This window comes from Mucilaginibacter gynuensis, from assembly GCF_039541195.1.
Taxonomy (GTDB): Bacteria; Bacteroidota; Bacteroidia; order Sphingobacteriales; family Sphingobacteriaceae; genus Mucilaginibacter; species Mucilaginibacter gynuensis.
Map to the genome: position 1 here is coordinate 22,694 of NZ_BAABFT010000029.1, position 11,004 is coordinate 33,697.

General features: G+C 43.7%; 10 protein-coding genes. 6 read left to right on the forward strand and 4 right to left on the reverse strand.

What is annotated here, in order from left to right; all coding sequences use genetic code 11:
• Window positions 1-10 precede the first annotated feature (10 nt).
• From ABD894_RS27365 to ABD894_RS27375, 3 genes are all read left to right on the forward strand, one after another.
• Entirely contained in the window at window positions 11-1,099 is a 1,089-nt protein-coding gene (locus ABD894_RS27365; protein ID WP_345214292.1) for an Mrp/NBP35 family ATP-binding protein, read from the forward strand.
• A 26-nt stretch (window positions 1,100-1,125) separates the two neighbouring features.
• Window positions 1,126-1,404: a NifU family protein gene (locus ABD894_RS27370; RefSeq protein ID WP_345214293.1), complete on the forward strand. Its 279-nt coding sequence runs from the start codon at window positions 1,126-1,128 to the stop codon at window positions 1,402-1,404.
• Window positions 1,405-1,520: 116 nt separating this feature from the next.
• Window positions 1,521-2,156: a peptidase associated/transthyretin-like domain-containing protein gene (locus ABD894_RS27375; RefSeq protein ID WP_345214294.1), complete on the forward strand. Its 636-nt coding sequence runs from the start codon at window positions 1,521-1,523 to the stop codon at window positions 2,154-2,156.
• Between the two features lie 13 nt (window positions 2,157-2,169).
• Here the strand turns inward: ABD894_RS27375 and def are convergent, their stop codons facing one another.
• Together def and ABD894_RS27385 are read right to left on the reverse strand one after the other, a co-directional pair.
• A complete protein-coding gene (gene def / locus ABD894_RS27380) occupies window positions 2,170-2,742 on the reverse strand; it encodes a peptide deformylase (RefSeq protein WP_345214295.1) in 573 nt (190 codons plus the stop codon).
• Window positions 2,743-2,760: 18 nt separating this feature from the next.
• Window positions 2,761-3,990, reverse strand: coding sequence for a M16 family metallopeptidase (locus tag ABD894_RS27385; protein WP_345214296.1), 1,230 nt, complete (start codon window positions 3,988-3,990; stop codon window positions 2,761-2,763).
• Window positions 3,991-4,161: 171 nt separating this feature from the next.
• Here ABD894_RS27385 and hpt point away from each other — a divergent pair, with 171 nt between their 5' ends.
• Window positions 4,162-4,704, forward strand: a complete 543-nt coding sequence (gene hpt, locus ABD894_RS27390; RefSeq protein WP_345214297.1) for a hypoxanthine phosphoribosyltransferase — start codon at window positions 4,162-4,164, stop codon at window positions 4,702-4,704.
• 294 nt (window positions 4,705-4,998) lie between these two features.
• On the opposite strand, the gene ABD894_RS27395 is transcribed toward hpt, so the two are convergent.
• Both ABD894_RS27395 and mfd read right to left on the reverse strand, forming a co-directional pair.
• Entirely contained in the window at window positions 4,999-6,474 is a 1,476-nt protein-coding gene (locus ABD894_RS27395; RefSeq protein WP_345214298.1) for a TlpA family protein disulfide reductase, read from the reverse strand.
• Between the two features lie 132 nt (window positions 6,475-6,606).
• Complete coding sequence (mfd, locus tag ABD894_RS27400) at window positions 6,607-9,963, reverse strand: transcription-repair coupling factor (protein ID WP_345214299.1); 3,357 nt, start codon at window positions 9,961-9,963, stop codon at window positions 6,607-6,609.
• Between the two features lie 159 nt (window positions 9,964-10,122).
• Here mfd and ABD894_RS27405 point away from each other — a divergent pair, with 159 nt between their 5' ends.
• Both ABD894_RS27405 and ABD894_RS27410 read left to right on the forward strand, forming a co-directional pair.
• Window positions 10,123-10,530 (forward strand): DUF4199 domain-containing protein, encoded by a 408-nt coding sequence (locus tag ABD894_RS27405; protein WP_345214300.1) that lies wholly within the window; start codon window positions 10,123-10,125, stop codon window positions 10,528-10,530.
• Window positions 10,523-10,849 (forward strand): DUF2752 domain-containing protein, encoded by a 327-nt coding sequence (locus ABD894_RS27410; protein ID WP_345214301.1) that lies wholly within the window; start codon window positions 10,523-10,525, stop codon window positions 10,847-10,849. Before ABD894_RS27405 ends, ABD894_RS27410 begins: the two co-directional genes overlap by 8 nt.
• Window positions 10,850-11,004: the final 155 nt, after the last annotated feature.

The window sequence follows — 11,004 nt, forward strand, 5'->3', positions numbered from 1 at the left end:
ATAACAATAAATGATCATAACGAAAGAACAAGTTTTACAAGCCCTGAGTAATGTTGAGGAACCCGATCTGAAAAAGGACCTGGTTACCCTTAATATGATACAGGATATACATATAGATGGTAACCGCCTAAGTTTCTCGGTAGTGTTAACCACACCGGCTTGTCCTTTAAAAGCGCTTATTGAAAACGCCTGCCGCAACGCCATAGCTTATTTTATAGCTAAAGAGGTGGAAGTAAATATAAATATGACCTCGAGGGTAACCACGCAAAAGAATACCGGGGTACCGGGCGTTAAAAACATTATTGCCGTAGCATCGGGCAAAGGTGGCGTAGGTAAATCAACCGTGGCGGCTAACCTGGCACTGGGCTTATCAAAACTGGGAGCCAAGGTGGGTTTGATAGATGCGGATATCTACGGTCCATCGGTGCCTATCATGTTTGATTTGGAAGGCGCGAGGCCAATGGCCACCCAGGAGAACGGCAAAACACGTATTGAGCCGATTGAAAAATATGGCATCAAGCTACTGTCGATAGGTTTCTTTACCGACCCTAACCAGCCTGTACCATGGCGCGGGCCAATGGTATCAACCGCTGTAAAGCAGCTGTTTAACGATGCCGACTGGGGCGATCTGGATTATTTGGTGGTGGATTTGCCGCCGGGTACCGGTGATATTCATATTACGGTTACACAAACCTTCCCGATAACGGGCGCGGTTATTGTTACCACACCACAAAATGTGGCGCTTGCCGATGCTAAAAAAGGGATTGGCATGTTTATGATGAATGCCATTAATGTGCCGATATTGGGCATTGTTGAAAATATGGCCTACTTTACTCCTGCCGAACTGCCCGAAAATAAATACCATATTTTTGGACAGGATGGTGGTAAAAAGCTGGCCGAGCAGCTGGATGTGCCTTTTTTAGGTGAGATTCCGCTGGTAAGGAGTATCAGTGAATCGGGCGATGCGGGTAAGCCGGTAGTATTGCAGGATGGCAATCCTATGGCTGCCGCCTTTATTGAAATGGCCAAGCTGGTTGCACAGCAGGTTTCCATTTATAATGCCCGCGCGATAGTTGACACGAATGTTGTAAATAATTAATAACTTTACAGTTAAATAGTATAAAAATGAGTTTAATAGATCAGGTGGAAGTGGCATTAGATTCCATTCGCCCATATTTGGAGGCTGATGGTGGAAACGTGTCGATTGAAGAGATTACCCCGGATAATGTGGTAAAGCTTAAGTTGCTTGGTTCATGCGGATCGTGCCCAATGAGCATCATGACGCTTAAGGCAGGTATTGAGCAGGCTATTAAAAAAGCCGTGCCCGAAATTACCGGTGTAGAAGCTGTAAACCTAACCGACATTGACGACCCCAACGCGGTGCTTCCGGAAAACATGCGATAGTTGTTAAGTATTGTTAAATTAAACAGCTGAATAGGTTATTTGGATATTTTTGGTAAAATATTTGAAACCTTTTTTGCCCAAAAGGGTACAATAAAAGAGAGATAAGCACAATTGTGATGAAGTATTTAATAGGCATATTGTTGTTATTTTGTTCTGTTGCTACGTTTGCCCAAACGCCCGAAAGGCCTTTGGTGCAATTTAGCGGTGTAACAAATAATGCCGATAGCGCCGAAGTAATTGTGCCTTATGTAAACATTACCAACGTTACCACCAGTAAGGTAATGCAGGTATCAAACTACAAAGGTTACTTCTCTTTTGTGGCGCACGAGCGCGATTCGCTTCGTTTTACATCGGTGGGTTATATGCCGGTTACGGTGGTAATACCCGATAATAGCAATAAAAGCTATACCATTAAAATAGCCCTTAAGCCGCAAATTATTAACCTGCCGGCTTTCCGCGTGTTCCCTTGGGCTACTACTGATGAGTTTAAGAAAGACTTTTTGGCCATGAAAATGGCCGATGATGATCTGGAGATAGCGCGTAAGAACGTTAGCCGCACATCCATTGTAGCATTGCAAAATACGCTTGCGCGCGATGGCCGTGAAATACAAACATCAAACGCGCAATCAATGCATAACAGGATAGTGAATACAAATTCGCTTACACCTAACCCCCTGCTTAATCCGCTGGCATGGGGCAGCTTAATCAAGCAAATATCTGATGGCGACAAAAGTCGCAGTGGCAGCAATTAATTTTAATTGCTGATTACCTGCCTTTTTTAGCCGCCGGAAACTTCATCTTATAATCAACACTTACCGCGCCTTTTGAAATATCTGTAAGTCTTTTTTGGATAAGGCGCTTGCGTAGTGGGCTCAATTTATCAGTGAACAGCTTGCCTTCAATATGATCGTACTCGTGCTGAATAACGCGAGCGGCCATGCCCGAAATGGTATCTTCGTGGTGTTTCCAGTCTTCGTCGTAATAAGATATTTTAACGGTTGGTTTACGGTAAACATCTTCCCTTATTTCGGGGATGCTCAAGCAGCCTTCGTTAAAAGCCCATTCCTCACCGGTTTCTTCAATAATTTGCGCGTTGATGAAAGCCTTTTTAAAATCTTTCAACTGCGGTTCTTCATCATCAAATACCGAAGCATCAATAACAAACAAACGCATAGATAAACCTATTTGCGGCGCGGCCAATCCTACACCCCTTGCACTGTACATGGTTTCGAACATATCGGCAACCAATTGCTTAATGTGAGGGTATTCATCGGGCTCAATCTGGCTGGCCTTTTTTCTTAAAACAGGATCTCCGTACGCTATTATTGGATATTTCATTCTGCAAAAATAAAAGTTTTATTCCTTAGGCTCAAATACCAATGTCATGAGCCTGTTATCATCAAAAATTTCGTTACTTATTTCAAGCACCTGCTCGGCTGTTACGGCATTTATTTTGGCAAATACCTCATCCAGTGTATCTACATAATTAAAATCGAGCAGGCTTTTAGCCATAGATATGATCAGGCTCATGCGGTTCTCTTCGGCCAGTGCTATCTGCCCGATGAATTTTTGTTTGGCCTGGTGCAGTTGCAAGGTGCCCAGTTTTTGTTCGCGCAGTTTACGCAGCTCTTTATGCACCAAGCGGGTGGCCTTATCGGCCTTCTCACTATCAGTGCCAAAGTAAATAGAGAAAATACCTGTATCGGTTAATGAGGTGTAGTTTGATTCAACAGTGTACGCTATACCATGTTTTTCGCGGATCTCCAGATTAAGCCTGCTGCTCATGCCCATGCCGCCCAAAAGGTTATTCACCAGCAGTAAACCGCTTTTGTGATGGTGCGCCGATGGATAAGCCTGTCCGCCGATAACGCAATGGGTTTGCGAAATGGGCTTTTGCAAAACCGATAGTCCGTTGCCGTTAACAAAGGGCTGTACGCGTTGCTTTTTATTCAAGTTAGCAGGTATCGGCCCGAAGTATTTTTCGGCCAGTTTGGTCACCTTTTTAATATCGTAATCGCCAAACACGGCGAAGATCATCTCGTTGGTAGCGTAATTTGCGGCCATAAACTCGCGCATATCGGCTACCCCTAAGCGGCCTACAGTTTCGGGCGTGCCCAAAATGTTTTTGCCCATGGGGTGATCTTTAAAGATCAATTCTTCAAAATCGTCCTGTATGGCTTCTTCGGGCTGATCGAGATAGGACGAGATTTCGTCGAGTATTACGCCCCGCTCCTTTTCCAGTTCATCTTCGGGGAAGGTAGAGTGGAACAGGATATCCTCGAAAAGATCTATGGTACGCTCTAAATGCTGGTTAAGCAGGGAGGCGTGTATGCAGGTATATTCTTTAGTAGTATAAGCGTTAAGATCGGCGCCTACCAACTCCAGCCGGTTAAGGATCTGGTTGGTGTTGCGCCTTTCGGTTTCTTTAAAAAGCAAATGCTCAATAAAGTGCGCGAGGCCTTCTTTATTAACGCCCTCATCGCGCGAGCCGGCATTAACAATAAAGCAGCAATGCGTAATTGTTGAGGCTGCCTGTTTTAAAATGATGCGTATGCCGTTAGGTAAAGTATGAAGCTGGTATTCCATAATGAAAGCGCAAAGATAGCTTTTATATATGTTACAATTATTTAACTGGTTTTCGGTTGATTTATGCTATTTTAGGCCTATAATTTGCTGTGTAGCCAATACACTATTAAAACTTTTGGCTATAGCTTAACCATGCTTTAACGCAGCACTAAACTAATTGACAATCACAATATGAAAATACAAGTAGCAGACCTTGAGTTTGAGCCATTTATAGCTTCGGATGAAATTGCAAAACGTGTTAGGGTTATTGGCGAACAGCTTAATGTTGATTATAAACATACTATCCCGCTTTTTATTGGTGTATTAAACGGCAGCTTTATATTTATTGCAGATTTGGTTAAGCATGTTACCATACCATGCGAAATTACTTTTACCAAGCTGGCCTCTTATTACGGCGGGCTATCAAGCACAGGCAAAATCCGAGATGATTTTGATTTGAACGTAAATATAGAAGGCCGTCACATCATCCTGATTGAGGATATTGTTGAAACCGGAAATACCCTGAACTATCTTATTGATAAACTGGAAGTGCGCAAACCGGCATCTATTTCGGTATGCACGTTGCTGCTAAAAAAATCGGAACTTAAAACCCCGATAGTTGAACTTAAATACACCGGCTTTGAAATTGATAACGACTACGTAATTGGCTACGGCTTAGATTACCACGAACTCGGCCGCAACCTAAAAGAGATCTACAGAAAAGTATCTGAATAAACCAATTTACGTTATTGCGAACGTAGCGAAGCAATCTCTACGGTCGCTTACTGCGTTTATTCCTCCGCTACGATTTCCAACGCGTCATTGCTTTGATCCTACACATGACAGGTTGAAAAACTGTCATTCTGAACGTAGTGAAGAATCTTCTTCGCTATGCTTATCTACGATAGATGCTTCGTTCCTCAGCATGACAGTGGAGAGGGGTTGTGAGCTAACATCATTTTATCTTCAAAGTGCCAAAAGAATTAAAATTCTCAATGACGTAATGGTGTTATGAATGGGGAGCTTTTTCTATTTCTCTTCGAGAAGCTGATCTATTTCGGGGGCGAGCTTTTCATCTCCGGGGCGCTTGGCATTGCCGTCGAACACCTGCCCTTTTTTGTTAACAAGCATATAATGCGGAATGCCGTTTACCTGGAATTTTTCGGAAACGGCGGCAAATTCATTTTTGTTGAGCAGGAAGTGTTCGCCTTGTATATCCAGTTCGGCAATTAAAGCTTTCCATGTTTTTTCTTCAGATTGTACGCCGAGATATAAAAACACAACATCCTTGCCTTTATATTTTTCGCGTAAGGCAGCCGAATTTGGCATTTCTGCACGGCAGGGCCCGCACCAGGTAGCCCAAATATCAACATACACTACTTTGTTTGCATATCTGCTTACCAGTTTGTTAAAAACGCTGTCGGCTTCTGTTTGGGGTGTGGTGTTTATTTGCGCGTTGGCGGGCAGTTTATAACTGTTTAGCTTATTTAGAGCCTCGGTGTAATACTGAACAAGGTAATCTCTTATCGCCTTATATTTTGTGAGCTTTTTATACAATTCAATGTATTCCCCTGCCTCTTTTACATATTTAGCGTCAATCATTTGAAACAGCTCATTGCTAATCATAATATCGGCCGCAAAAGCAGGTTCTTTTGCAAAGCGGATGAGCATGGAATCGACCTTTGCCGAATTGCCGAAAGCTTTCTGCCGGATATGCCTGCGGTAGTCGCCCAGGAAATAATTGTAATTAGAAGACTCGGACAATGCCGGGTCTTTAAGCGGCACATCTTTTATAAAGGAAAAGTAACTGTCGGGAATCTTGAAATCTTCCTGTTTGGTTTTGTTGTACATGGGGTGCAGCCAAGTATAACGGAACAGGTTACTGTAGTATTCGCATTTTAGCGTATTGGCTTCCCAACGGGTAAATGCCGGTGATAGCTTATGTTGTTTGGCGTAAGCTTTTAAAAACGCCTCATCTTTTATAAGCCTTGCTGTAAGCATTTTTTTATGTGCTTCGGGGCCATTGTCTTTTTCTGATGCTTGCTGTACTTTGAATCTTGAATTGCCCTCCGCACCGTATAGCCTGGTGTTTTCCTTATCAAATGCGGCTTCAAATGCTTTCAAATCAGCATTGATCCTGGCGTCGTCGCCTTTAAACGTGAGGGATTTCTCCAGATCACCAGCATCAAAATTTACCTGTATCCTATCTCCGGGACTTACAATGATGGTTTCAAGATCGTCGTTGTATTCTATGTAAATATCCTCGGTGCCTATTTTATAAATAGCTATTTTGTAGGTGCCGTCGTTATTGATTTTTGCCCGGTGGTTGGTTTGGTTGCCTAAAACAATATCGTTAACAATAAAGCGGACAGAATTTGCCGTCTCTTTATACTTTTCAAAATTGCTTACCGTGCCGGTAATGTACACCGAGTCGGTCTTAATGTTGTATTGCGCGAATGTTGCCGAGTAAACAAGCAGGAATAAAAAAGTGACGATAGGTTTCATAGCCTAAATATAAGATGTTATTTAAATAGGCTATGGTTAATAATTGTTAAATGTTTGAATGTAAATGGAGTATGCTATTCGCAAAAAATATTAAATCGTGCTACTCACAACCCATAACATCAACTCACAACGCTATAGCACTCCCGTACCCACGGCCACTTCACTCAATAGCTCCACCGCTTCATCAATACTGTTTACGGCATCGATGCTCAGGCGTAAGGTATTCTTTACCTCTTTCAAATTAGTGCGCCGAGGATTGGCCTGTACAAAGTTGAGCACCTGGCGAAAGGCCTCGGTTTCAAAGTATGGCGATTGCTGGTTGGTGATAAAGTATCCCCGCAGAATATTTTTCTTCAGTGAGATCTTCTCGAAGCCGATTGCCTTGCCCAGCCATTGCAGGCGCATGGTATTTAGCAGATCGTTCACCTGTGCAGGTATCGGGCCAAACCTGTCGTGCAATTGTTGCTGAAAGGCTACCAGTTCGGTTTCGTTTTCAAGTTTAGAAAGCTCGGTATACAGGTTGTACCGTTCGGATATATTGGTGATGTAATCGCTCGGGATCAGGATCTCCAGGTCGGTATCAATTTGGGTAAAGGAAATAAACGGACGTGGCTTATCATCAGGGAATACACCTTTAAATTCATCGTCCTTTAGTTCCTGTATAGCTTCGTCCAAAATTTTATGATACATCTCGAAGCCGATCTCGGCGATAAAACCGCTTTGTTCGGCACCCAGCAGGTTACCGCTGCCGCGGATGTCCAAATCGCGCATGGCTACGTTAAAACCGCTGCCCAAATCACTGAACTCTTCTATCGCGCTCAGGCGTTTGCGGGCCTCGTTGGTAAGTGTTGATAGCGGCGGACTTAACAAGTAACAATACGCCTTTTTATTGCTTCGCCCCACACGGCCTCGCATCTGGTGCAGATCGCTCAGACCGAACATGTGGGCGTGGTTAATAATAATGGTGTTGGCGTTCGGGATATCCAAACCGGCCTCAATAATGGTGGTAGCTATGAGCACATCGTACTCGTTGCTCACAAATTTCAGCATTACATCCTCCAGCGCGTCGCCCTCCAGCTGACCGTGGGCTATCCCGATACGGGCTTTTGGCACCAATTTATGGATCATGGCGCCCAGTTGCGGCAAATCGCTCACCCGGTTGTGGATAAAGAAAACCTGGCCGCCACGGTCTATTTCAAATTCAACAGCCTCTTTTATCAGCTTATCGTTAAACACATGCAGTTCGGTAACCACGGGTTGGCGGTTAGGCGGCGGGGTTGATATGATGGAAAGATCGCGAGCGCCCATCAGCGAAAAATGCAGCGTACGTGGTATCGGTGTTGCTGTTAAGGTAAGGGTATCCACATTGGCGCGCATTTGTTTCAGCTTCTCTTTAGTAGATACACCGAACTTTTGCTCTTCGTCAATGATCATCAATCCCAGATCCTTAAACTTAACATCCTTACTTACCAAGCGGTGGGTGCCTATAATAATATCAACCTTGCCTTCTTTAAGCGCGGCAAGGGTATCTTTTACCTGCTTGCTTGTTTTAAAGCGGTTTACATAGTCGATATTGCACGGGAAGCCCTTCAACCTGTCCGAAAAGGTTTTGTAGTGCTGGGCGGCCAAAATAGTGGTTGGTACCAGTATGGCCACCTGCTTGCTATCGGCCACGGCCTTAAATGCCGCACGTACGGCTACCTCTGTTTTACCAAAGCCTACGTCGCCGCAAATTAGCCTATCCATAGGATGCGGCGATTCCATATCCTTTTTAAGATCGTTGGTGGCTTTTTCCTGGTCGGGCGTGTCCTCGTACAGGAAGGATGCTTCCAGCTCGGTTTGCAGGTAGCTATCGGGCGAAAAGGCGTTGCCATGCTGTGCTTTGCGCAGGGCGTAAAGCTTGATCAGATCGCGGGCTATGTCTTTAACTTTTTTTTTTGTGGTTTTCTTGAGGCGTTCCCAGGTATCGGTACCCAGCTTATTCATTTTGGGTACGGTGCCCTCTTTGCCGCTGTATTTTGATATGCGGTTCAACGAGTTGATGTTCACATACAGCAAATCGTTATCGGCATATATCAGGCGGATCATCTCCTGCTGCTTGCCGCTTACCTCTACCTTTTCCAGGCCGGCATATTTGCCTATGCCATGATCAATATGGGTTACATAATCACCGGGTTTAAGCTCGCGCAGCTCTTTAAGGGTGATGGCCTGTGAGCGTTGGTAGCCTTTTTTAAGCTTGTACTTATAATAACGATCAAAGATCTGGTGATCGGTATAGCAGGCCAGTTTTTGCTCGTGATCAATAAACCCTTCGCGGATGGATACCGTAATGGGCGTGAATTTAGCCGTTTTGTCGAGATCCTCCAATATGGCATACAGGCGTTCTATCTGCCTGGCCGAATCGGTTAGGATGTAGTTTTCAATTTTTTCGGCCTCGTTATTTTTAAAGTTATGTATTAGCAGGCTAAAATCTTTATTAAAAGAGGGTTGCGGACGCATCTCGAAGTTGATACTCTCCGTAGGCGTGTAAAAGAATTGTTTGCCAAATTCAACAACCGGGAAATCGTGCAGTTGATCGCCAATCAGTTTTTCATCGGTAAAACCAAACTTTGGGTCTATCCATTCCGGGTTTTGCGCTTTCTCATCTGCCGATAACGCTTTCCACAATTGGGTAGCCTTTTTAAAGCCGGTTTGGATAATGTCCAGCGTAAACTGTACATCTTTTATCCATACCTGTGTGCCTGGCTCTACATATTCTAACAGGGAAATATTGCTTTCCGTTAAAAACTTCGATTGTACGTTGGGCACTATGGTAATGCTCTTCACCTGCTCAACTGAAAGCTGGCTCTCGATCTCGAATGTGCGGATAGATTCGATAAAATCGCCAAAGAACTCTACCCGGTAAGGCAGGTTATGCGAAAAAGAGAAGATATCAACTATACCACCCCTTACGGAAAATTGCCCGGGCTCGTATACAAAATCAACCCGCTCAAAATCGTACTCTATCAAAAACTCATTGATAAATTCGATGCTCAGGTTATTGCTTACAGCTATTTCGAGCGTGTTTTTTTCGAGAGATGAACGGTCGATCACCTTTTCGGCAAGGGCTTCGGGATAGGTTACCACTAACTGACCAAACTCCGATGAGTGGTTAAGCTCGTTCAATACCTCGGCACGGGCAAGCACATTGCTGCTATCGGGCTGGGTGAATTCAAACGGTTTGCGGTATGATGACGGGAAAAGCAATACCTCTTTACCGGTAAAGTTTTCCAGGTCGGCCTGAAAATAAGCGGCCTCTTCGCGTTCGGGCAGTACGAACACCATGTGTTTGTGCTGCAAAAAATACAATGCTACCGCCATAGCCGCATCACTCGATCCGACTAAACCACGAAGCTGTATCCTTGGATTTTTTGATGCATTAAGCGCTGAGGCCAATGCTTTTATCCTGTCGTCAGCTTTATAACGCTCTAATATATCACGTATGTTCAAAACTGTGCAAATATACTCATTAAAGGCGTTTTAAACTATTTTAAGGCAAATTGTAGTATGTGCATAAAACAAAACCGCGCCATAATTCCTTTTAATGATAATTAAATGATTAAACACGCATTGAGGCAATTTGATTTAACCTGAATTAAACTTATAAACATGAAAAACGCATTATTATCCGGACTCATCATTGGCGTATTTAGCGGCCTGTGGTTGTTTATTATGTATAAAATGGGCTATAACCTTACCGATTCAAAGGTGTCGCCTTACGAATACATATCTGTGCTGATACCTATTATTGGTTTATTAATTGGCGTTAAAGATTACCGCGATAACTACCTTGGCGGCAACATGGGCTTTTTAGAAGGGCTGGTGCAAGGCTTTAAAATATTGCTGTTTGGCGGTATAGTGGCCATTTTTGCAGCCATAGTATATATTAACTATGTGGCAGAAGGTACCAACTTTCAGGATTTCTCGGGCCGTATGTTCGGTGCATTATTAGTTGGTTTGTTGAGTGCTTTGGGTGTATCTTTACTGTATACAACCAAGTCGAACAAAGTTGATTAGAACATTTTTCTTAAAATACTTCGAACTGATATTTTGGGTTGCAGCAATCGTATCGTTAGCCATAACAGATCCGAAGGCTGAAGCCCATTTTGTTTTATACCCACTTAAGCTGGCTGGTATTGGCTGGTGCCCGGGCTGCGGCTTGGGGCATTCCATAGCGTTTTTGCTGCATGGCGATGTGAAAAGCTCCTTGCATGCACACTGGCTGGGTATACCGGCGCTCATTATAATTGTATACCGTATTTATACTTTGATCAGGCTGCGTTTTGTGGCAATAGGATCGGGTAAAGGAAGTTTTTCGCAGAATCCTCCGTTTTAATAAACTCTCCCTGACTACGGCTGCGCTGGTCGACCCTCTCATATCTTTGTAATATAATAGATCAGAAGAAAAGGAGAAACATAGAGGGCCCTCATGACACGTATTTAAAACGATGTTGACGAAAGAGGCTAATACTCCTTTTTTACTTTTGAAAG

Coding starts and splice junctions, on each gene's coding strand:
- ABD894_RS27365 (WP_345214292.1), top strand. CDS start 11: ATGATCATAACGAAAGAACAAGTTTTACAAGCCCTGAGTAATGTTGAG.
- ABD894_RS27370 (WP_345214293.1), top strand. CDS start 1,126: ATGAGTTTAATAGATCAGGTGGAAGTGGCATTAGATTCCATTCGCCCA.
- ABD894_RS27375 (WP_345214294.1), top strand. CDS start 1,521: ATGAAGTATTTAATAGGCATATTGTTGTTATTTTGTTCTGTTGCTACG.
- def (WP_345214295.1), bottom strand. CDS start 2,742: ATGAAATATCCAATAATAGCGTACGGAGATCCTGTTTTAAGAAAAAAG.
- ABD894_RS27385 (WP_345214296.1), bottom strand. CDS start 3,990: ATGGAATACCAGCTTCATACTTTACCTAACGGCATACGCATCATTTTA.
- hpt (WP_345214297.1), top strand. CDS start 4,162: ATGAAAATACAAGTAGCAGACCTTGAGTTTGAGCCATTTATAGCTTCG.
- ABD894_RS27395 (WP_345214298.1), bottom strand. CDS start 6,474: ATGAAACCTATCGTCACTTTTTTATTCCTGCTTGTTTACTCGGCAACA.
- ABD894_RS27405 (WP_345214300.1), top strand. CDS start 10,123: ATGAAAAACGCATTATTATCCGGACTCATCATTGGCGTATTTAGCGGC.